The organism is Algoriphagus sp. (genome assembly GCF_030694375.1).
Classification (GTDB): domain Bacteria; phylum Bacteroidota; class Bacteroidia; order Cytophagales; family Cyclobacteriaceae; genus Algoriphagus.
The window spans coordinates 560,197-583,425 of sequence record NZ_JAUXYL010000038.1 but is presented as its reverse complement, the minus strand read 5'-3'; the positions used below and the strand labels follow the sequence as shown (position 1 = coordinate 583,425).

General features: G+C 41.4%; 20 protein-coding genes. 4 read left to right on the top strand and 16 right to left on the bottom strand.

The features are described 5' to 3' along the window. Positions 1–73 precede the first annotated feature (73 nt). From Q8M62_RS14420 to Q8M62_RS14405, 4 genes are all read right to left on the bottom strand, one after another. A complete protein-coding gene (locus Q8M62_RS14420; protein WP_304901930.1) occupies positions 74–2,119 on the bottom strand; it encodes a pitrilysin family protein in 2,046 nt (681 codons plus the stop codon). A gap of 27 nt (positions 2,120–2,146) precedes the next feature. Then, positions 2,147–3,478, bottom strand: a complete 1,332-nt coding sequence (locus Q8M62_RS14415; RefSeq protein WP_304901931.1) for a pitrilysin family protein — start codon at positions 3,476–3,478, stop codon at positions 2,147–2,149. A gap of 190 nt (positions 3,479–3,668) precedes the next feature. Further along, positions 3,669–4,664 (bottom strand): adenosine kinase, encoded by a 996-nt coding sequence (locus Q8M62_RS14410; RefSeq protein ID WP_304901932.1) that lies wholly within the window; start codon positions 4,662–4,664, stop codon positions 3,669–3,671. Positions 4,665–4,844: 180 nt separating this feature from the next. Beyond that, the gene (locus tag Q8M62_RS14405; protein ID WP_304901933.1) at positions 4,845–6,008 is read right to left on the bottom strand and encodes a hypothetical protein; all 1,164 of its coding nucleotides are present in this window, start codon (positions 6,006–6,008) and stop codon (positions 4,845–4,847) included. A gap of 372 nt (positions 6,009–6,380) precedes the next feature. On the opposite strand from Q8M62_RS14405, the gene Q8M62_RS14400 reads away from it, so the two are divergent. Next, positions 6,381–6,806: a hypothetical protein gene (locus tag Q8M62_RS14400; protein ID WP_304901934.1), complete on the top strand. Its 426-nt coding sequence runs from the start codon at positions 6,381–6,383 to the stop codon at positions 6,804–6,806. Positions 6,807–6,953: 147 nt separating this feature from the next. Here Q8M62_RS14400 and Q8M62_RS14395 read toward each other — a convergent pair whose 3' ends face one another. Together Q8M62_RS14395 and rimO are read right to left on the bottom strand one after the other, a co-directional pair. Beyond that, entirely contained in the window at positions 6,954–7,466 is a 513-nt protein-coding gene (locus Q8M62_RS14395; RefSeq protein WP_305668185.1) for a transposase, read from the bottom strand. A 270-nt stretch (positions 7,467–7,736) separates the two neighbouring features. Continuing rightward, positions 7,737–9,050 (bottom strand): 30S ribosomal protein S12 methylthiotransferase RimO, encoded by a 1,314-nt coding sequence (gene rimO / locus Q8M62_RS14390; RefSeq protein ID WP_304901936.1) that lies wholly within the window; start codon positions 9,048–9,050, stop codon positions 7,737–7,739. 471 nt (positions 9,051–9,521) lie between these two features. On the opposite strand from rimO, the gene Q8M62_RS14385 reads away from it, so the two are divergent. Further along, positions 9,522–11,525 (top strand): dehydrogenase E1 component subunit alpha/beta, encoded by a 2,004-nt coding sequence (locus Q8M62_RS14385; protein ID WP_304901937.1) that lies wholly within the window; start codon positions 9,522–9,524, stop codon positions 11,523–11,525. 115 nt (positions 11,526–11,640) lie between these two features. Here Q8M62_RS14385 and Q8M62_RS14380 read toward each other — a convergent pair whose 3' ends face one another. Beyond that, on the bottom strand, positions 11,641–12,876 hold the full coding sequence (locus Q8M62_RS14380) for a HAMP domain-containing sensor histidine kinase (RefSeq protein ID WP_304901938.1): 1,236 nt from the start codon (positions 12,874–12,876) through the stop codon (positions 11,641–11,643). Between the two features lie 295 nt (positions 12,877–13,171). Here Q8M62_RS14380 and Q8M62_RS14375 point away from each other — a divergent pair, with 295 nt between their 5' ends. After that, positions 13,172–13,642, top strand: a complete 471-nt coding sequence (locus Q8M62_RS14375; RefSeq protein WP_304901939.1) for a Dps family protein — start codon at positions 13,172–13,174, stop codon at positions 13,640–13,642. Positions 13,643–13,740: 98 nt separating this feature from the next. Here Q8M62_RS14375 and Q8M62_RS14370 read toward each other — a convergent pair whose 3' ends face one another. From Q8M62_RS14370 to Q8M62_RS14330, 9 genes are all read right to left on the bottom strand, one after another. Continuing rightward, positions 13,741–15,051, bottom strand: a complete 1,311-nt coding sequence (locus Q8M62_RS14370; protein WP_304901940.1) for an ABC transporter permease — start codon at positions 15,049–15,051, stop codon at positions 13,741–13,743. After that, positions 15,044–15,937 carry an ABC transporter ATP-binding protein gene (locus Q8M62_RS14365; RefSeq protein ID WP_304901941.1) on the bottom strand — a complete coding sequence of 298 codons (894 nt, stop codon included), beginning with the start codon at positions 15,935–15,937 and terminating at the stop codon, positions 15,044–15,046. Before Q8M62_RS14365 ends, Q8M62_RS14370 begins: the two co-directional genes overlap by 8 nt. A 7-nt stretch (positions 15,938–15,944) precedes the next feature. Further along, positions 15,945–16,829, bottom strand: a complete 885-nt coding sequence (locus Q8M62_RS14360; protein ID WP_304901942.1) for a hypothetical protein — start codon at positions 16,827–16,829, stop codon at positions 15,945–15,947. Positions 16,830–16,909: 80 nt separating this feature from the next. Then, positions 16,910–18,016 (bottom strand): molecular chaperone DnaJ, encoded by a 1,107-nt coding sequence (gene dnaJ / locus Q8M62_RS14355; RefSeq protein ID WP_304901943.1) that lies wholly within the window; start codon positions 18,014–18,016, stop codon positions 16,910–16,912. A 6-nt stretch (positions 18,017–18,022) separates the two neighbouring features. Next, the gene (locus Q8M62_RS14350) at positions 18,023–18,580 is read right to left on the bottom strand and encodes a nucleotide exchange factor GrpE (RefSeq protein ID WP_304901944.1); all 558 of its coding nucleotides are present in this window, start codon (positions 18,578–18,580) and stop codon (positions 18,023–18,025) included. Between the two features lie 77 nt (positions 18,581–18,657). Continuing rightward, complete coding sequence (gene obgE / locus Q8M62_RS14345; RefSeq protein ID WP_304901945.1) at positions 18,658–19,650, bottom strand: GTPase ObgE; 993 nt, start codon at positions 19,648–19,650, stop codon at positions 18,658–18,660. A 76-nt stretch (positions 19,651–19,726) separates the two neighbouring features. Beyond that, a complete protein-coding gene (locus tag Q8M62_RS14340) occupies positions 19,727–20,299 on the bottom strand; it encodes an adenylate kinase (protein ID WP_304901966.1) in 573 nt (190 codons plus the stop codon). 8 nt (positions 20,300–20,307) lie between these two features. Further along, entirely contained in the window at positions 20,308–20,853 is a 546-nt protein-coding gene (hpt, locus tag Q8M62_RS14335; protein ID WP_304901946.1) for a hypoxanthine phosphoribosyltransferase, read from the bottom strand. Between the two features lie 8 nt (positions 20,854–20,861). Continuing rightward, a complete protein-coding gene (locus Q8M62_RS14330) occupies positions 20,862–21,770 on the bottom strand; it encodes a M20/M25/M40 family metallo-hydrolase (RefSeq protein WP_304901947.1) in 909 nt (302 codons plus the stop codon). A 172-nt stretch (positions 21,771–21,942) separates the two neighbouring features. Between Q8M62_RS14330 and Q8M62_RS14325 the strand changes: the two genes are divergently transcribed. Then, a complete protein-coding gene (locus Q8M62_RS14325) occupies positions 21,943–23,223 on the top strand; it encodes an OmpA family protein (RefSeq protein ID WP_304901948.1) in 1,281 nt (426 codons plus the stop codon). Positions 23,224–23,229 lie beyond the last annotated feature (6 nt).

The window sequence follows — 23,229 nt, the reverse complement described above, 5'->3', positions numbered from 1 at the left end:
ATGCTCGATTTTATAGTTGTTATTTAGTTTGTTTAAAAGAAAAAAGAGGAGACCACCCTCCCCTTTTCTATATTTATTTCACGTCTGCATCTGAAATAGGCACATTCAATTCCATCGAAGTTACTTTAGCTTCCAATGGAACCGGGATCGCCGGAGACTTGATCGTCCATGCCATAGGGAGTAAAACTCCGTCCTTAGCCTGATAATCTGAATAGAACGTGTCACCTGAGGCCGAATTTTCATATTTTATCTTCAGCCCTGATTCCTGAGCATAATAATTAGTGAGCTTAGCTCCTGATGCAGCAGCGATGATCACTTTATAGGCGGGTGTTCCGTCTACATCTTTCAATCCGTCAAAAGTCAGCGCGTAGCCATTTTCCTTGTAAACTGCCTCTGGAAACAAGAATGAATTCAATTTTGCTTCTGATAATTGTGCTTCCGTCATCTCGATAGCATTACCCTGAACCGACATTGAACCTTTTCCGTCTGCCAAAGTGGTTTTTTGCATTACATTTCCTGCCACGGAAAGCTTTTGACCATATCTGCCATTTTGAGAATCATATACAAAGGCCAAATTCAAAGGAGTGCCCATCACTGTAGCATCCATAGAGATCTTAGCTGTTTTTATTGCTTTAACTTTTGCTTCTCCACCGATTGCTGTTAGGTAGTTTTCCAGAACTTTTTCAGCAGTTATATCTGCGTCAGCAGTCAACTCTTTGGCGGGCATTCCCATATTGTCATACATTGTAACCTCGCCAAACTGCGCTAACTTTTCTTTGATCTCAGCCCCATTTCCCACTGTGGTAATGATGAATTTGTCAGGCTCGATGAGACGCTTAGCAGTAGCATTGATATCCGCTACGGTCAACGCATTCAGCTTTTGCAGGTACGTGGCGTAGTAATCTTTTGGGAGATTATAACGATCGGTGTTTAGGGCAAAATTTGCGACGGTAGAGGGCTGCTCTAAAGAACGTCCGAAACTACCCGACAATTCTGCTTTTGCTTTTGCGAGTTCTTCTTCTGTTACTCCATTTTCGACGAGATTTTGGATTTCATAGATGAATTCGTACACTGCTGAGTCGGTCACTTCAGTCCTAACAGAAGCATTGGCAGAAATAGTGGCCACGAGCTTGTCGGCACCGATCGAAGAATAAGCCCCATAGGTATAGCCTTTGTCTTCACGAAGATTCATAAATAATCGTGAAGCTGATCCTCCTCCAAGGATCTGATTGAGCAATCGACTGGAGATGTAATCTTCATCGCCAATCTTCATTTTCACAGGCTGTGTCAAATTGATCACGGACTGCACTGAGGAACTTCTGTCTACCAAAGCAACAGCTCTTTTAGAAGCGCGCTCTGGCATTGGATAGGTGAATTTTGGCACTTCACCTTTCTGCCATTTCCCGAAATACTGCTTCACTACTTTTTCAGCCTCGACTTTATCCATATCGCCTACGATAGCGAGATAGGCAATATTTGGCTTAAAGTATGTTGCATAATACTTTTTGACGTCTTCTACGGCAATGTTATTGATCGTAGTTTCGTTGGATGACTCGCCATAAGGATGGTTATTCCCATACAACACTGCCCTTGAAAGCCTGGAAGAAATGGCATTGGGATTATCCTTACTTTGAGCTAGGTTGGTCAAGGACTGCTTTTTCAATTTATCCAATTCTTCTTGAGGAAAAACCGGATTGAATAGCACATCTGCCATCAGTTCGAGTACTTTTCCTTGATGTTTTTTCAAGGATGAGGCAAACATGGAGGTCGAAGAAGCGCTCAAACTTGCTCCAATAAAATCGACTTCTTGGTCAAGTTGATCCTTGGTCCGATTAGTCGTGCCAGCCATCATCATCTCACCAACAAAACCTGACATGCCTGACTTATCACCTTCCATGATTGGATCTCGCTCCAATACCAAAGTAAATGACACACGTGGAAGTTTGGTGTTTTTCACCAAAAACACTTTCAATCCATTATCCAATGTGAAGGTTTCTGCTTCCCCAATTTTGATTTCAGGAGCTGGACCGGAGGCTGGAAGCTTACTTCTGTCCACTTGCGCAAAACTACCCAAGGTGGCTATAAGTGTTAAAACAAATGCTATTGCTATTTTTTTCATTTTTCTTCGATCGATAAGGTGAAACAATTATTCGGATGCTGGTTGAGCAGATTTTGGCAAGTAGTACAATACCACACGTCCAGTCAGGTCCATGTACTCTTTAGCCACTCGCTGGATATCAGCCTTGGTGACTTTAGAATAAGCGTCCATTACTTGATTGATGTAATTGGTGTTTCCGTAAATCACTTTTGCCTCTGCGAGGTTTTCGGCAATACCTGCGATGGTGGAGTTTCCACTCACAATATTGTTTTCCATGATATTCTTCAGCTTGGTAAACTCCTCATCAGAGATCCCCTGATCCTGCACCTGCTTGATCAATTTATCGACTTCTGCTTCCAAATCTTTTGGCTCCACACCCATATTGGTAATCCCATACATCAAGAAAACACCACCATCTTCGAGTTCCAAAGGAATTGCCGCTACGACCAATGCTTTTTGCTGCTTGTCCACCAATTCTTTGGTCATCAGCGAAGAATTCCCTCCGGTGAGATAAGTAGAGAGCATAGATAGCGCATAGCTGTCGGGGTGATTTCTTGGAGGCAAGTTGTAGGCCTGAATCACGGCAGGAATCTGAATATTGTCATAGATGACATCCCGGATCTCAGCTGTTTTCTTTGGCTCAACGATATTTGGTCTGTAGATTTCCTTAGAACCTTTGGGGATCTCAGAGAAATAATTTCTGACCAAGGATTCTGTTGTTTCGTAATCAATATCTCCGGCAATTGTCAAAGTTGCATTGTTTGGCACATAGAAATCCTTGTAAAATTGCTGGAACTCTTCAATTGTCGCAGCATTCAAGTGATCCATGGAGCCGATTGGTGCCCACTGGTAGGGATGAACTTGGTATGCTCTTACCAAAGTCTCTGGAAGGATCGTGCCATAGGGCTGATTTTCGTAGCGCTGACGTCTCTCTTCTTTTACCACTTCACGCTGAGTCTCAACTCCGGTGAGGTCAACTTTGGAATGAAGCATACGCTCACTTTCCATGTAAAGCGCCAATTCAAGCTCATTGGAAGGGAGCAATTCATAATAATAAGTGATGTCGTTGGATGTGTAGGCGTTCAGCGTTCCTCCACGACTCTGGATAATATTCATGTACTGCCCTCGGTCAATATTTTCCGAACCTTCAAACATCAAATGCTCAAAAAAGTGAGCAAAGCCGGTACGCTCCGGGTTTTCGTTTTTTGATCCAACATGGTATAAAACCGAAGTGACCACAATAGGTGTCGTATTGTCTCGGTGCATGATCACATGCAATCCATTGTCCAAGGTAAATTCCTTAAACTCGATTTTGTTTTGGGCCAATGCCGGAATGCTCAGCATTCCTAAAATCAGGCCTAACACAGTAAATTTTCTCATGATAAAAAGATTGGGTTAGTATTCAACTTAGAAATTAGAATGCAATTAGAAGGTTTTAATTCAAATACGAAAAAAACCATGTATCAAAGTAAACAGCAAAGTGTACATCAAAGGTTTAAAAAATCCACTGCTGCAGGAAAAAGAAGATAAACGGGGGAGAAATCTTTGATTTTTCCCCTGTTAATTTTTCTTAAGGATTTAATCTGTTCAGGATTTCCTTCGCTTCATGCCACTGCAATCTTGGGCCAAACTGACTGACAATTTTTGAACTTGCCATTGATGCCAACTTCCCGCTGGATGCATAGCTGTGGCCATTTGTAATTCCATAGAGGAAAGCTCCAGCAAACATATCACCTGCTCCATTACTGTCAATGGCTGTGGTTTTGTAAGGCTCTATGTCAATGAACGTATCCCCGTCAAAGATCATTGCCCCGTTTTTCCCTTGCGTAATGACAAAATGCTTGGCCACTTTTTTTAATTCCTCCCGAGCTTCGGTCAGATTATCTTTACCCGTGAAAAGCATTGCCTCTTCTTCATTTGCAAAAAGTAAATCAACACTTGCACCAATCACCTCATCGAAAGGCTCTCTAAAATATTTCACCATCGCTGGATCCGAAAAGGTCAAAGCGACTTTTACTCCGTTTTCTTCAGCCACTTTTTTGGCATGCTTCATTGCTGTTTTCCCATTTTCGGAAGTAATCAAATACCCTTCGATAAATAGGTATTTGGAATCTTTGATCGCTGAATCGTTGATGTCCTTTACTGAAAAATTCTGAGTAATGCCGAGGAACGTATTCATCGTCCGCTCGGAATCTGCGGTCACCATCACTAGGCATTTACCGGTGATTCCGTCCTGAAGGTTTGACTCGGTCAGAGCCGAGTCTACCCCTGAATCCTGCAAATCCTTTAAGTAAAAATGCCCCAATTCATCGTTAGCTACACGAAAGCAATAGTAGGATTTCCCTCCGAACTGACTAACTGCAACCACCGAATTTGCAGCTGAGCCTCCCGCCTGCTTTTTGGCCTCTTCGGTATTGATGACTTGCATGAGTGAGTTTTGACGCTCCCCATCCACTAAGGTCATCAAGCCTTTTTCGACCTTATTGTCCAAGAAAAACTGGTCTTTTACTTTGAACTCGATATCTACCAAGGCATTACCGATGCCTGTTACGTCGTATTTTTTCATTTTTTAATAGTTGGAAAGTTGTAAAGTTGAAAGGTAGTAAAGTTGGGTTGGAAGGTTGCTTACACTTCATTATTCGATATTCGGAGTTCGAAATTCGACATTTTATCAAGAAAATGGCAGTCTTGAAATTTAAGGTTGAGGTTCAAAAGATGTTCGTATTTCGTTCCTCATACATCGTAATTAATCAAAGATAGGGTGTCTTTCAAACGGTTTTTCACGATCAAACAGGTATCGATACGTATGGTGGGTCTTATAGATCGTCGCCAAAAGTTGCTCACAGACCCGCATCATCTTTGGGTTGAAGTCCCCGATCCAGTTCATTTCGATGGTTTTGTAAGGGAAAGAGGCCTTTCCACTCATCTTATCATAGCTGATGATCATGGCACTTTCCACCCCTTTACCCTGATGCTCCGGTACTACGCCAAAGACCAGGCCGAGCATTTTATTGGGAGGTGAAAAGGTCTTGTACCACAAGAATTTCAACTTGCCGACCAAGTTCATTTTCCCATTGACATGTTTGAAAATCTGATTGATCTCGGGGATTTGGATGAAAAATCCAACCGGTTCACCCTTGAAGAATGCAAAATAAATCAGCCGAGGATCAATGATTGGCTTCATCTTGCCAAACATCAGTTGCGCTTCTTTGAGCGCGATGGATTTGCCCATGTGTCTAGCCCAAGCCTTGTTATAGACGGTCATGAAATACTCCGGCGCTTTTTCCTGAAGCTCTTTTCCCCGGATATATCGGAAGGAATAATCCGAATTTGCCATGATCGCATTGGCGCGCTGGATCATCTTTTCGTCAAAGCCGAGATCCTGCACCGGACGCATGTAGGTGTATTGTTTGAAATAGAGCTTAAACCCATAATCCTCAAAAAACTTCTGGTAGTACCCAAAATTCCAGGGCATGTTGTAGTTCGGCTCGGTAAAACCATCCACCAAAAGTCCCCACCATTTGTCCCGCTCACCAAAATTAATCGGGCCGTCCATCGCTTCCATTCCTTCGCTTTCGAGCCAAGACTTTGCCGTATCAAAAAGCAGGAAAGCTGCGGATTGGTCGTTGATGCATTCGAAAAATCCCACACCACCTGTCGGCTGCTTTTCTTTCATTTTGGGATTGATGAAGGCTGCCACACGACCGATGATTTGTCCATTTTCATGGTGGAGCAACCAGCGTTTGGCTTTGGCTCCATTGCGGAAAAGCTTATTGGTCTCAGGATGAAAAAGCCCTTCAATATCTGCATCAAGGGGTCGGATCCAGTTTTTCTCATTTTTATAGAGCTCTACCGCCATCTCGATAAATTCTTTTTGATGGGCAGGTGTGGCAACTTCGATCAGCTTCATTCGGAGGATTTTAATCGGCTAAATTAGGGGATGTGGAGGAAAGGGCAAAAATGTAGCTTTTTTGAAACGTCAGTTTTAAAGCTTATTTGAAAAAAAGTTAAGAGTCTCAAGAAAATTTCACTATCAAACTATTGATCTATTTGAATTACTTTCACATTTTTAGAGAAAAAAGAAGCTTTTATGAATAGGATATTTTTCATTTTTCTATCGATCGGAATCAGCCAGTACGCTGTAAGCCAAACACAAAAAGAAACTTCCAAGTGGACAATTGGGGTATCGGTTTCACCAGATGCTTATCGTTATGCACCATCGAAAAATAGTAGTCTTTATTTTCAATCGTAAATAGACAGACATTTAACCGATTACCTGATTTTGGGTGCATATCTGGGAGTTCAAAACAGAAGCTCAAGTTTCAGAGCAAGGTACATTCAAGAGTTGACAGAATTCACTGAAATCGAATTTGAAAAACAATACATCCCGGTGGGATTCCGCTTTGGCTTTGATTTAACTACATTCTTTTCAGAGCAACTAGGCTGGATAAAAAATCAGGCAAAATGGGAGGTTCTTCTTTTGGGGTATGGTGGCGTAACCATTCAATCTTTAGAAATTAAAACTCCTCAAGTGCCCGGAAGACCTTATGATGAGTCAGAATATCCAATGGAAGAAGATATGAATTATGTGGCAGGTTTGAATGGAGTTATTCGATATTTTCCAATTAAAAACCTAGGCATATCAACTGAAATCGGCCGGGGTCCAGTAGGGAGATATTCTTTTGGAGTTACTTATCGGTTGAGGTAACAGTAAGGATTCCTGCTGTCCACCTCCTGTTGTCCTGCTTCTCCTGAAGCAGGACTCATTTTTATCAGTATATTATTTTGCTGCTTTAGGAAAAGCAGCAAAATACGGGCTTGTTGTTCTGCTTCTCCTGAAGCAGAACTTCTAGAATCAATATAGCTCAACTTTCACCAATCCCTTTTTACCAGCATAATCTTTTGCGGAGCTAAATATATAATCCTCACTCTCTTCAACAATCATAGCTTCAACTGGATTTTGATGAATGTAATGAAGCTTTTGCTCAAAAAAAGCACTTGATTCAATTAAAATAGCATGAAGACCATCCTTCCAAAATTTATACTTGGTAATTCTTTCTTGTGCCTCCCCTCGAATCCTAAAAAAACCCAATATCCATCCAGATCTCGACTCAATGCTCTCTTTTTCCAAACTAGCCAGAATTTTTTTGGCAGTGAATTTCTTAAAGTCCTGAAGGGTGTTAGAAAGCTTGAACGCTTCTTTGGATCTACAAAGTAAATGAAGGTGATTTGACATCAAACACCAGGCATAAATTTCCAAATCCTTGTGTTCAACGCAAAAATTTAAACTGTCTACGACATCCAATTTGTATTCCTTTCGAGTGAACACATCAATCCATCCCTCTATGGTTAGGGTCAAAAAATACATTGAGTGTTGATCTGAAACTTGAAAAGGCTTCATAAATCTAAAAAGTGACGATGATTAAAATTAATAATAAAGCTGCTTTCGGAAAAGCAGCATAACACAATTTCATTATTAATTGTCCTGCTTCTCATGAAGCTGGACTCATTTTGATCAGTAGATTAATATGCTGCTTTAGGAAAAGCAGCAAAACCCAATTTACTGTCAGTTGTCCTGCTTCTCCTGAAGCTGGACATTTTCCAGTGCTGCTTTCGGAAAAGCAGCAAAACCTAGGTATTAACCCTCCACCGTCGCATACAGATCAAACTCCGTAGCTTCAAAAACCTTGGTCTGTACAAAGTCTCCAACTCGACAGTAGAACTTGGAAGCATCGATCAGCACTTCATTATCTACTTCGACAGAGTCAAATTCGGTTCGGCCCACAAAATGTCCGCCTTCTTTTTTATCGATTAGCACTTTGAAGGTTTTGCCGATTTTCTCCTGATTGAGGTCGTAGCTGATTTGCTCCTGTACTTCCATCAGGTGATTGGCCCGACTTTGCTTTTCCTCTTGTGAAAGCTTGTCCTCCATGGAGAAAGCATGGGTATTTTCTTCGTGAGAATAAGTAAACACACCCAATCGCTCAAACTTCATCCGCTCCACAAAGTCCACCATCTCCTGAAATTCCTTTTCTCCCTCACCTGGATGTCCAGCAATCAAGGTGGTTCGAATAGCAATCTCAGGAATCATTTCCCGGATACTGTGAATAAGTTCTTCCTGCTTTTCGCGGGTAGTCCCACGTCGCATGGCCTTCAGCACATCAGTCGAACCGTGCTGTAATGGGATATCCAGATACTTGCAGATATTCGGACGCTCCTTCATCACCTCGATCACATCCATTGGAAATCCTGTAGGATAGGCATAATGCAAGCGGATCCAGTCGATACCCTCCACGTCGGAAAGATTTCGAAGCAATTCTGCTAGGTTTCGCTTCTTATAGATATCCAAGCCGTAGTAGGTGGAATCCTGTGCGATCAAAAGCAGTTCTTTGGTTCCCCCTGCAGCTTTATGCTTGGCTTCTTTGACTAAATCCTCGATCGGTCGTGAAATATGCCCGCCACGCATAATAGGAATGGCACAGAAGGAACATGGCCTGTCGCAACCCTCGGAAATCTTCATGTAGGCATAGTGGGCCGAGTGAGTCAAAAGACGCTCACCCACCAACTCATGTTTATAGTCCGCTTTGAATTTCTTCAAAATCGCAGGCAAATCTCGCGTGCCAAAAAAAGCATCTACCTGCGGAATTTCCTTTTCCAAATCGTCCTTGTAGCGCTGTGAAAGACATCCGGTCACATATACTTTATCCACCAACCCTTGCTCCTTGGCATCGACATATTGCAAAATCGTATCGATCGATTCCTGCTTGGCGTTATCGATAAATCCGCAGGTGTTGATGATGATGATATTGTTGTCCTGAGCGTTAGACTCGTGGAGGGCATTGATTCCGTTGCCTCTGAGTTGGGTTAAAAGCACTTCTGAATCCACCAGGTTTTTGGAGCAACCCATGGTGATGATATTGACCTTGTCTTTCTTTAATGTTCTCGCTTTCACTGATATTCCTTGAATTTGGGTGGGCAAAGGTAGGTAAAATTGGGTTGAAAAGTGAAGAAAGTTGGAAAGTTGCAAAGTTCGGTAGCCTCAACTTTTCAACCTTCAAACCTTACCACTTTCCAACTCCCCGCTTAACACTTTGATAAAACAACCTTAACGTAGGACTTGGCGCTGCGGAAAATGCTTTGTCTAATTTTGAACCGTACAGCAAATACTTTTTAACTCCTTGCATTTACTTTTTGCCCCGACGAAAGTCGGGGCGCTATGCAAGGGAGGCCATTTGTCAGGCTGAGCGAAGTCGAAGCCTCGGATTTCAAATCTTTGAACAAACCTGTTTTTTTAAATCTGTCAAAATCTGTGGTTTTATCTGTGTTCATCTGTGAGAAGTTGGCCTAATCAAATTTCTCCAAATCCAAAATCCTTTTGCCGAATTCAAGCCTTCTCTTACCTTAGATTCGAAAATCGATCTAAATGGAATTCACAGCCCCAAATGCCCAAACATTAACTTTTGACAGAAAGAATCACTCGGATGAAACACTGCTAAAACTTTACGAGTCCCTGATCATGCCACGTCGGATCGAGGAGAAAATGCTCATTCTCCTTCGTCAGGGAAGAATCTCGAAATGGTTTAGTGGTTGGGGTCAAGAGGCAATTTCAATCGGTGCAGTCAATGCACTCGCTCCTGATGAATTCATCCTTCCTATGCATCGAAACCTTGGGGTTTTCACAGGAAGAAATATGCCTTTGGAACGGCTATTTGCACAGTTTCAGGGAAAAAAGTCAGGCTTCACCAAAGGTCGGGATCGCTCATTTCACTTTGGAAGTATCGAGCATCACATTGTGGGGATGATTTCTCACCTCGGTCCTCAGTTGGCGATAGCAGACGGGATCGGCTTGGCAGATAAACTTTACGGGGAAAAGAAGGTGACCTTGGTTTTCTCAGGTGACGGGGCGAGTTCGGAGGGTGATTTTCATGAAGGATTAAATGTCGCGGCAGTTTGGAAGCTGCCCGTGATTTTTGTAGTCGAGCACAATGGCTACGGCTTGTCGACTCCAAGCGAAGAGCAGTTTGCATTCAACTATTTTACCGAAAAAGGCCCCGGCTATGGCATGGAGGCTGTTCGGGTACAGGGAAACAATGTGCTGGAGGTATATGACACCATTCTGAGATTGGCAAAAGACATTCGGGAAAGCCCGAGGCCGATTCTGGTTGAAGCGATCACCTTCCGTATGCGTGGCCATGAAGAAGCTTCCGGAACGAAGTACGTACCCAAGAATTTGATGGAAGAATGGGCTCAGCTTGATCCGGTAGAAAACTTCGAGGCATACCTCGAATCCATCGGCGTGCTCGATGCAGCAACCAAAGAGAAACTGAATAAAAAAGTCAAAAAAGCGATCAACGAAGCCTTGGAGGTCGCATTTGCCGAAGAAGAAATCACTCCAAATCTGGAGGAGGAACTGGCAGATGTCTATGCACCCTTTTCCCAAAAAGTAATTGAACCGGAAGGATCAAGTACTGAAAAGCGTTTCATTGATTCGATCAGTGATGGACTGAGACAGTCCATGGAAAAATACCCGAATCTCATCCTTATGGGTCAGGACATCGGCCAATATGGCGGAGTTTTCAAGATCACGGATGGCTTCAAAACCAAATTTGGTGGAGATCGAGTGAGAAATACCCCGCTTTGCGAAAGCGCCATTATCGGTGCCGGACTTGGGCTATCCATCAAAGGTTTCAAAGCGATGGTCGAGATGCAGTTTGCGGACTTTGTAAGTGTAGGATTCAATCAGATCGTAAACAATCTTGCAAAAATCCACTACCGCTGGGGCCAAAATGCAGACGTGGTGATCCGAATGCCTACTGGGGCAGGTTCTGCTGCCGGACCTTTCCATTCCCAATCCAATGAAGCCTGGTTTTTTCATACACCCGGTCTGAAAATCGTCTATCCTTCCAATCCCCACGATGCTAAAGGCTTACTCAACGCGGCATTGGAAGATTCCAATCCTTACCTCTATTTTGAGCACAAAATGCTCTATCGTTCCATTTCGGGGTCTGTGCCGGACAGCTACTACACAGTGGAAGTGGGAAAAGCGGCTTTGGCAAAAGAGGGCTCACAAGTATCCATCATCACCTATGGCATGGGGGTGCATTGGGCGGTGAAAGCAATTGAAGAATTGGGTATATCCGCTGATATTCTGGATTTGCGAACGCTGTTACCTTGGGATCAGGAAGCAGTCGCTGAGACGGTGAAGAAAACCGGAAAGGTGATTTTCCTTCACGAAGACACGCTTACAGGAGGGATTGGAGCGGAGATTTGCGCCTGGATTTCGGAGCATTGTTTCCGCTGGCTGGATGCTCCGGTGATGCGGGAAGGCAGCATGGATACGCCTGTTCCATTTGCCCCAAAGCTTGAGAAGCAGTTTTTGCCAACCGAGCGGTTTAAGAAAAAACTAAAGGAGTTAGTGGGATATTAAATTCTCAGACAGTGAACACATATTTCAAGATAAAAAACTCCACATAACAAAAAGCTTGCTTTAGGATAGCCCGCTCTTTATAACTTTTGCACCAATCCAAAAAATCTTAATCCAATCAGTATTCTAAAATTCCTTCAGTAACAAACTGAGAGACGTCTTCCATATTACCCAATAACATGATACGAAAAGTAGTCCCCTTTCCGATCTCTGAGCTTTTGACAAAGATTTTACCTCCATGGTAGCCTTCTACGATCCGCTTGGCTAAAGTTAGACCGAGTCCCCAGCCACGCTGCCGAGTAGAAAAACCGGGATTGAAGACCTTGCGAAAGTTTTTCTTTTCTATGCCTTTGCCGGTATCGCTGATATCGACGATTACATATTTATCGCTATCCTGTAAAACATTGATAGTTAGGGTGCCCTTTCCTCTCATGGCATCCACCCCATTTTTACAGATATTCTCGATAACCCATTCAAAAAGTGGCTTATTCATCATGGCTTCCAAATCCTTGGAGTCAGCATGAATATTCATATCGACTTTGGTCGAAATTCTAGGTCGGAGGTAAGTGATCGTCTCCTCGATGACTTGATATAGATTTTCCGGTTGAATGACAGGCTTGCTTCCAATACTACTAAATCGCTCAGTGACCATTCGAAGCTTGACCACATCTTTGTCCATTTCCTGAATGATCTCTCTGTTTTCTTCCCAAACAGGAGAATTTCTCAGGTAGTCAATCCAAGCCATGAGAGATGCAATTGGGGTACCGAGTTGGTGGGCTGTTTCTTTGGTCAAGCCAGCCCAGACACGGTTTTGTTCCGAAATTTTACTTTGGTTGAAAAGTGCAAAAGCCAGAATTCCAAAAACCAAAATCACAGCTAACTGCACATAAGGGTAGAATTTAAGACTCGTCAAAAGTTCAGAGTTTCGATAAAAAACCCGGATATCAGCTTCCTGCAAATAGATCGGTTCGTAAACCGTCTGCATTACTAAAAGTTCTCGCTCAAGGGTTTTAATAGAGTCTCGACCATCCGCATTTTTTTTAAAACTAATATTCCTGAATTCGATTGGATCGCCTTGGGAATCCACCATAATAATTGGAATGGAGTAATTCTGCTGGATTATTTCCTGATTGATAAAAGTGAGATTTTCGGAGGTGGTGGCAGCATACTCCAATGCGGATGACAAGAGTTGAATCTGTCTATTTTCGCGTTCCCGTAATTCCTCTACCAGCAAACTGGTATACCAAATGGAACCGGAACCAATTAAAACAGAGACAAAAAATACCAGCCATTTGACTTGCTTTTTATTCTTATAAAAGTCGATGGAGGTGAGATCCTGGAATCTGTTTTTCATTTAATCTAGACAAGTTTTCAGCAATACTAACTCCTGAATTTTTTAGATAGTATGAGTGGGGAATAAAATTTATCTACTAACAATTAGAGCCTAAATGCGTTTGGATAACAGGTGCCAAATTGTGAAAAATAGCTTACATTAAGAAATAGCGCCTGGATGAGGCATACAGGCAGGTAGCAAGGACAACGCACTCTAGGATATTATCAATCTTGCAAGAAAATCCCAATTGGGGTTTACCTGTGGCAAGAATGTTTTGAACCGGCAATCTCAACTCAAGTAATCAAATTATAATCATATGAAAACAAACGACATTGGATTAGAAATTAAAGAATCTAAGGATCTGATTAAAATGCTAAATGGGCTTCTTGCAAACTATCAGATCTATTATCAAAACCTGAGGAACTTCCATTGGAATGTATCAGGGCCTAATTTCTTTGAACTCCATGCAAAGTTTGAAGAACTTTACACGGTAGCAACTGTGGGAATAGACAGTGTCGCAGAACGAATTCTCACGCTTGGTGCAAGACCTTTTTCTTCCTACGGAGAATATATCGAAAACTCAGGTATCAAAGAGGCAAAAGAAGTAGAAGACGCAAAAAAAATGGTAGAAATCATCCGCGAAAATCTTAATCAGCTCTTGAAATTAGAACGAAAAGCTCTTGAATCAGCTAATGAACATGGGGATGAGGGTACGGCTTCATTAATGAGCGATTACATTACTGAGAAAGAAAAAGTAGTTTGGATGCTATCTGCCTATCTTAAATAAAATAAAAAATCCGCCACTATTTAATTTGCCCGCAAAAGTTGGATGCTTTAAAGATTATTCAGCTTATATAAAAGAGCTCGGTATTGAACCGGGCACTTTTATTGGCTGCTTTTTAACCATTTCCACATGGTCTTGTAAGATGGCTTGGTGCCATGCATCAGTATTCCGATGCGATAAATTTTCCCGGCAAACCATGTAGTTAGCAAAAACCCTCCAATCAAAAGTGTCATAGATAAGGCTAATTCCCAAAAAGGAACCCCATAGCTAATCCTTCCCATCATGGCGATTGGCGAAGTTAAAGGAACAATGGAAAGCCAAAATGAAACAGAACTTGTAGGATCTTGCAACACAAAGACAAAAAGCCCCAGATAAGCAACAATCAAAGGTATAGTTACCGGCAACATGAATTGCTGAGCGTCTGAGGGAGAATCAACAGCCGAACCTATCGCTGCAAACAATGCCCCATATAGCAAGTACCCTCCAAGGAAATAGACGATAAAACTTGAAACTAAAGTGATAAAATCTATACCTCCTATCACTTGAAGAATATTGGCTAATTCACCGGAATCTGGGACATTTTGAGCCAATTCGGGATTTGCTAATTCCAAGGCTTGCTGTTGTGGCATTTGGAGTCCCATCACGCCCATTACCACTGACGAAAGTGTTCCGATCAGGACCACCCAAATCAAAAACTGCGTAAGCCCCACTGCTCCTATTCCCACAATTTTTCCCATCATCAGCTGAAAAGGCTTAAGCGAAGAAACGAGGATCTCAACAATTCGGGTAGATTTCTCTTCAATCACACCCTGCATGATCTGATTGCCGTAGACAAATATGAAAATGTAGATCAGAATACCTGAAACAAAACCCAAGGCATAATTTACAGTAGCGTCATTGATTTTTTCTTCGCCTTTTTCCCCGAGGGTAATTGACTTAATTGAAACAGTAGTCCGGATATCCTTCAAAATTTTAGGATCTATCCCCTTGTCAAAAAGTTTCTGATCCTCAATTTTCCGTTTAAGTGCACTTTCCAAATAACTCATTAAGCTCATGCTCGGGTTTTCCAGTCCATAAAACTGAATCCCTTTTGGATCAGTCAAATCTAACTTTGGAATATGCAAAAAGCCATACCTTTCGCCCTCCTGAACCATTTTTTTAGCAGCATCCAGATCATTTACTGAAGAAGTAAATGCATACTGCTCTGAACTTTCCATGAAAAAAAGATTCGTCTCGTCTATCACTTCAATAATTCGAAGCGATTGATTTTCTTTTTCCTGCATCGCAATCCAAACAAATATTCCCATGATAGCCGGGAAAATAAGTGGGGTCAAAAGGGTTGCGATCAAAAAGGATTTCTTTTTGACTCGTGCTAAGTACTCGCGTTGAATGACAAGGAAAATCTTATTCATGAGTTGAAGCTTGAACTTGATGAATAAAAATCTCCTCAATACTTGGGATTTGCTCTCTAAATGAAAGGATCTCTCCAAATTCCATCATTTCAGACAAAAGCTGATTGGGGGTCTTACCAGCCAAGGGCAGTGTAAATTCCCACACGTCATCCGAGAATTTGGGAGTCCATTCCATTGGAATGTCTCGCTTAAGATAATTCAATGCTATTTTAAAAACCTCGGGACGAAAACTCCTTTTTACGTCCCTAATTGTCCCATCAAGGATTTTTCTGGATCGATTGATCATGGCCACATGATCACAGAGTAGTTCCACCGATTCCATTCTGTGTGTACTCAAAATCACCGTGGTCCCCTTTTCTTTCAATTCCAAAATTTCATTTTTGATGATTTCAGCATTTACGGGATCAAATCCAGAAAAGGGCTCATCCAAAATCAAAAGAGTAGGCCGATGAACAACCGTAGCGATAAACTGTATTTTTTGAGCCATTCCCTTGGATAGATCCTCAATTTTTTTGTCCTTCCAGGAGACCACATCGAGTTTTTCAAGCCAATTTTTTATCTGAACCTTGGCTTCATTTTCACTGAGACCTTTAAGCCTCGAAAAATAAATGAGCTGATCCCAAACCTTCATCTTCTTGTAAAGGCCTCGCTCTTCTGGCAAGTAACCAATCTTCCGAATATCATTAGGAGAAAGTGTGCGGCCATCTAATACGACTGTGCCACTATCCTGCTCAATGATTTGGTTTACGATTCGAATCAGGGTGGTTTTACCGGCACCATTGGGACCCAATAGTCCAAAAATTACACCCTTCGGCACAAAAAGGTCGACATCTGTTAGTGCTCGGTGGTTTTCGTATGATTTATTTACTTGGGTAATTTGAAGCATTATTGTTCTATTCGACTGTAAGCGAACCCATCCCAACATCCAAAATCAATTCTAACAATTTAGGATCAGATGCTTTATATCCCCTTGTGACATATGTCTCGCTGTCGATTGACTTAAGATATTTGGGAAAAATCGTCCGACACATCGGATTTTTTTTCATTCTTATTTTTACGGGATTGGAATCCGGTGGAAGCTTCAAATAAATGCTACCTCCACTCACTGCAGCGATAACTTGGCTGGCGCTTGCCAACCCGTCACTGTAATTCAGGTTAATTTTTCCATAACTCACTTCAATAATGACCTTTTTAGCATTGGTAAAGTTTGCGTTCTGGACCTCGACAGTACCCATATTCAGAGTCACTAAAAGCGTGTCCATCTCAACTTGATTGGGGACTTTTGATCCATAATGAATCAGTATATCTGAACTGGCACTTTTAATTTTTAGCTGCGAGATTGGAATTTGTGACAAGTCGAAATTGCCTTTTCCTATTCCTAGGGTAAAGTCTAGATCATACAAAAAACTTGATCCTAGCCCCAAATCCCATGAATTATCAAACTTTGTATTGTCTGAGAAAAGCTTGGAAGTAATGCTTTTGCTGAGGTTATCTGATTCGACATTTTTATGGACTAAGCTTACGTCCAACAAATTGTCGTGAATGGAATAGCTGAAGTCCGGAAGAATATTCGATTTTAACAAGTGACCATGGATATAAATTGGTTCCGAAGTAATTACCCGCTTGAGCTGAGTTAAACTATTATAAGAGGAGAAATTTAGATATACCAGTTCATAGCCTTTACGCTCCGAGACTTTATACTCTTTAACAAATTGCGCTTGACCGGGGATGGCCTTTACTATGATCCAGAAAAGAAGAAGACACAGTTTTTTAAGCATACGGATAGGTTACGCCGGTCGATTGAAAAGGTTCTTTAAAAATATAAAAAAAGCCGGAATCACTTCCGGCTTTAAATATTTTAGAAAAATTCCTTCATTTTATCTAAAAAGGATTTATCCTGTTTTCCCGGATCAGGCTTGAAATTCTCAGAACTTCTTAATCCCTCGAGTATACTCTTTTCTTCTTTTGAAAGTTCTGTAGGGGTCCAGACGTTAACCATGATTAATTGATCACCTCGATGGTAACCATTGATGTCTTTTATTCCCTTACCCTTCAGACGAAGCATTTTGCCGCTTTGCGTACCGGGATCAATTTTAATTTTCACCTTTCCGTCAATGGTGGGAACTTCTAAGGAAGCACCAAGTGCCGCATCAATAAAAGAAACATGTAAATCATAAATGACATTATTTCCTTCTCGCTGAAGCACATTATCCTCAGATTCTTCAATTACAATCAACAAATCGCCCGGTATGCCTCCAGGGATTTCATTCCCTTTTCCAGACATACTAAGCTGCATTCCTTCTCCCACTCCACCGGGGATATTGATGGAAATCACTTCCTCCTTTATAATCAAGCCTCTAGAATCCGCTTCTGCAGGTTTTTTGTCTACAATTTGTCCACTACCACCACATACTGCGCAGGTGCTGGCAGATACCATTTGGCCAAGCATCGTATTGACTACTTTTTTTACCTGGCCAGTTCCTTGGCAAGTACCGCAAGATTTAAATGATACACCTGCCGCAACGACGTGTCTTTTGACTTTGATCTTCTTCTCAACTCCGTTGGCTATCTCTTGCAGGTTTAGCTTAAGTTTCACCCGAAGATTCGTTCCTTTTTTAGTTCGTCGACCTCCGCCTCCGCCTGAAAAAAAAGAGCCAAAACCTCCTCCTCCGAAAATATCGCCAAACTGGGAGAAAATATCCTCCATGTTCATTCCAGCACCACCATAGCCTCCGTTACCACCAAGGCCTTGGTGACCAAATTGATCGTAGCGAGCTTTTTTATCAGCATTACTTAGAACTTCGTATGCCTCTGCCGCCTCTTTGAATTTGTCTTCGGCCTCAGGATTGTCAGGGTTTTTATCAGGGTGATACTGAATAGCAAGCTTGCGATAAGCTTTCTTTATCTCCTCTGCACTTGCTGATTTTGTGACCCCAAGTATCTCGTAATAATCTCTTTTTGCCATATTCTTTTATGCTCCTGTTACAACCTTGGCATATCTCACTACTTTATCGCCTAGGGTGTATCCCTTTTCGACCACATCGACTACCATTCCTTTTAGTTCTTCTTTGGGGGCGGGGATTTGCGTGATCGCTTCTTGTGTGTCTGGATTAAATGATTTCCCTATCAAGTCATCCATAACTTTAAGCCCTTTAGTCTCGAGGATTCTGACAAGTTTATGGAAAATCAATTGGTTACCTTCTTTGATTTTGACTATATCAGTTTCGATTTCAGAAGCTTTTGTAGCTCGCTCAAAGTCATCTACAACAGGAATTAGGTCCTTGAGAACGTCCTCTGAGGCAGTTTTGATTAAATCAATTCTTTCTTTCGCGGTTCGTTTTCGGAAATTTTCGAAATCAGAATAGAGCCTCAAGTATTTATCTTTCAAATCAGATATCTCAGATTCAAGCTTAGCGCCTTGATTCTCGGTATCAGATAGGTCTTCAATCTCACTTTGGGGAGTTTCCTCCATAATTTGCTCTTCCGCTTGATGATTTAATTCTTGATCCAATTCTTCTTTATTTTTCATAGCAAAAGCCAATAGTTGGTTAATGGGGATTTAACAATGACTTTGCCAGATCTAATTTTCTGACAAAGTGACACTCGTCAAGAATGAATTGCCTGCCAGATCAGGTCCTTGAGTTTGTCTAGGTTGAATTGACTCACAGAAGAAATGAACACATAAGGAATATCTTTAGGTATTTCTTCCTCCATCTCTTTCATCAAATCATTGTCTAACATATCGGTTTTGGAAATAGCCAAAATCCGTTTTTTGTCTAACAATTCAGGATTGTATTTCCCAAGTTCACCAAGCAAAATCCGATATTGGTCCTCAATGCTTGATGCATCAGCAGGAATCATGAACAGTAAAATAGAATTCCGCTCAATATGTCTCAAAAACCTGATTCCCAATCCCTTTCCTTCTGCAGCTCCTTCGATGATACCCGGAATATCTGCCATAACAAATGACTTATCATCTCTATAACTTACCACTCCAAGATTGGGAACTAAAGTAGTAAAGGGGTAGTCTCCAATTTCAGGCCTTGCAGCAGAAATTGAAGAAAGCAATGTGGATTTTCCGGCATTTGGAAAACCTACCAATCCTACGTCCGCCAAAAGCTTTAATTCCAGAATAATCCATTCTTCAATTCCAGGCTCTCCCGGTTGAGCATAGTGTGGCGCCTGATTGGTTGCAGTCTTGAAATGATCATTACCCAATCCTCCACGACCTCCTGATGTTAATATTATTTCCTGACCATTTTCGGTAATTTCAAAACGTTTCTCACCTGTTTCAGCATCTTTGGCTACAGTACCAAGCGGAACATCCAGAATAATATCTTTCCCATCTGCACCAGTTCTTTTTCCTCCTTCACCCCCTTTTCCAGAATCTGCGATGACATGTTTTTTGTATTTTAAGTGAAGCAGGGTCCAGTGTTGCGAATTTCCTCTAAGGATAATATGCCCCCCTCGACCACCATCACCTCCATCGGGACCTCCTTTTGGGACGTGCTTTTCACGCCTGAAGTGAACAGAACCTGCCCCCCCCGCGCCTGAGCGAGAGCAAAATTTTACGTAATCAATGAAGTTGGAATCTGCCATTTTCTAAGAATGAAAAAGGCTAAGCCCGAAAGCTTAGCCAAGTCTTTGTAGTGCAAAATTAAGAATTTGCGTTGAATCAGTAGCTATCAATTGTGACTGATATCTCTTTAAAGATTTCATCAATCTCACCTACACCATTGATTTTCTTAAATTTGCCTTGTTCTTCATAATAATTCGCGACGGGTAAAGTTTCATCCAAATAGACCTTTATTCTGGTATTTATTTTTTCCTCGTTTTGGTCATCTGCACGATTAGAAGTTTTTCCTCTTTCCTTAATCCTTTCTTTTAGGATTTCCTGTGGCACATCTAGCGCAATCATCCCGGAAATTGCCATTCCATGATTTTTCAGCATTCTATCAAGTGCCTCAGCCTGTGCTGTGGTTCGAGGAAAACCATCAAAAATAAATCCTTCGCAACGTTTAGAATTGCTGATTTTATCTTCCACCATGCTGATCACGACCTGATCAGGAACAAGGTGCCCTTCATCCATGTATTTTTTGGCAAGGGTTCCGAGTTCAGTTCCTTCTCCCAAATGTTTTCTAAAAAGGTCACCTGTAGAGAGGTGTGTCAGCCCATATTTTTCAATCAGCTTTTCACTTTGGGTGCCTTTACCCGCACCCGGAGGACCAAATAGCACTATATTCCGCATTCCAGAAGTCATTTTTTTGTTGTACTTAGTTGATAAAGATCAGGAAGGTTACGCCCTAATCCATCATAATCTAGACCGAAGCCCACGACAAATTTATTGGGAATTTCAAAACCCACATAATCCAAACTGTAATTAAACCTGAATGCATCTTTTTTAAAGAGGAGGGTAAAAATGGTCAAAGTCTTAGGATTATGCTTTGACAGCTCAGAAAGCAGATAATCCATGCTAATCCCCGTGTCCACAATATCCTCAACAATCAACACATTTTTTCCTGACAAATCTGCAGCAAGCCCAAGGACTGACCTTACTTCACCTGTAGTTGAGGTACCTGAATAAGATGAAATCTTCAAAAATTCACAACTCACTGAAAGATCAATCAGCCTTGCTAAGTCAGCCATTACAATAAATGAACCATTTAACACCCCTAACAGAACCAATTCTTCTGATTGAAAATCTGAAGAAATTTCTCTTGCCAACTCAGATAATCGATCCTTGATATCTTTTTCGGGAATAAACAGTTCGAAGGTCAGATCTTTAATTTGCGTTTTTTTCATTTTTAAATTTAAAGCTCGCTCAATAGAAATTGGTACATCTTGATCATGGAATCCAGATCAGATAAGGAAACTTTTTCATTTGGAGTATGAACAAAATCCTCGGCTGCACCAATAAAACACCAGTCAATCGCATAGGGAGAGAATTGAATTTCTCGCCCGTCACTACCTCCATAGGCTTCAACCTCAATTTGATAAGGAACACCACTTTTTTCGGCCAATTTGACCACCTTATCAATAAACTTTTTTCGAGGGATAAATTTATCCCGAGCAGAAATCACAACCCCTTTGTGGTGTTCGACCCCCTCAGTAATCCAAGTAATATCAGATATCAGCGCTTGCTTTACAGGTGCATTTTCTTGGATAAATTTGATTAAAAAAGGCATGCTACCGCCACCGTGCTCTTCATAAGTTGTAAATACAACCCACCCATTTTCAATGGTTTCACATAATTTTAATGCACTGTAAACACCCAAACGATTATCTAAATAAGCAGCTTGAATATATTCATCATCTACTCTGACATCTTGATCAAAAGATAGGCGAGTACCAGGCTCAATTCCTCTTGGGAAATCATGATAACATGCGTCTTCAGCGCCAATCAACTTACAAAATACCTCTCCTTTAGTATCTCTACCCGTTAACCGTATTCCATCCATTATTTCTGGACCCCCCACTGGAATAAGCTGATTCTGATACCGGGTCATAAATCCAACCGTATCGATATGAGCAAATACAGCAGTTCTTGGAACTCCAAATTTTAAAAGTATACAATCATGAAAATCTTCGCCAAAAAACATCTCAGGCCGAACCTTCCACCCGATTGATCGTTCTTTGACATGTTGAAGTATGAATTTTGAAATATCAGATTCATCTCCCGAAACACTAAGTTTAGACAATAATTCGAAAAGGAATTTCATTTTGGCATTGAATGTGTTAACAAATGTTATGATAAGAATTTAAAAATTATCATAAATTTCAAGTCAAAGATTGTGATTAAAATAAAACGTCTAGATTTGCAGTAAATAAAAAGTTTATAAATTTGCAATTACATCTATCAATCACTCAAAATCTGAACAAAAATTTTTTGTCATGAAAAAATTTATACTCTCATCCCTTATGGCTGGAGCCTTGGTTTTAACAGCCAACGCCCAGGAATTTAACAAATGGTCACTCGAGGCAACCGGAGGTTTTAATAAGCCTATGGCCCCTCTAACTGGCGGCTTCCTATCTCCCACTCTAAACATTGGCCACGTTGATTTCGGCGTTCGTTACATGTTTAATGAGAAATTCGGTGCAAAACTGGATTACGGATTTGGTTCCTTCAAAGAGGTTGATGGTGAAAGCCCGTCATTCGACACAAAATATAATAGATTGAATCTTCAAGGTGTGGCCAACATCGGCCGAATCATGAATTTTGAATCATTCAGTAGATCATTTGGTTTGTTACTCCACGGTGGAGCAGGTATTGGTCTTGTCAATCCTGAAGAGAATGCATTTAATGATTTCGATGACAATGTTTATACATTGATTTTTGGATTAACCCCTCAGATAAAACTGAGCGAAAGAGTTGCTTTAGTTGCAGACATCTCAACTATCCTTAATGGTCGTCAAACAGTTACTTTTGACGGTGCTACAGCGATTCGACCTGATATTAGCAATGGATTTTACGGTGCAAATGGGACATGGTGGACTGGTACCGTTGGTCTTAATTTCTACCTAGGTAAAGCAGCTCAGCACGCGGATTGGTATATTGCAGCTGATAAGTACGCCACTAAGGAAGAACTTGCTACTCAAATTAACGGCATAAAAGACATGCTGAAAGATTCTGATGGTGACGGTGTTCCAGATTACTTAGACAAAGAACCTAATACTCCAGCCGGGGCAAGAGTAAACTCTTCTGGGATGACGCTTGACTCTGATGGTGATGGTACACCAGATCATTTGGACAAATGTCCTTTCCAGCCAGGGCCTGCTTCGACCAACGGATGTCCTGCAGAAGTAGAGGTTGTAGCTGAGGTTGATTACCTCAAGAAGGCTATTAACGATGGATATGTCAACGTATACTACGCTTTCGACAGCTCAAAACCACTTGGTTATTCTGTAAGTGCTGCACATTATGTTTCTAATTTCATGAAGAGAAATCCTAGTGTAAATGTGGAAATAAAAGGTTTTGCAGATGAAATTGGACCAGAAGATTACAACATGAAACTTTCTGAAAGAAGGGCAAAAGCTGTATATGACCTACTAATTTCTTCAGGTGTTAATGCATCAAGACTTTCTTACAAAGGATACGGAGAAGACACTTCAGTAGACAAAGCTTCAGCAGATGCTCGTCAGTTGGCAAGGAGAGCAAGCTTTGAGGTTAAATAAATACTA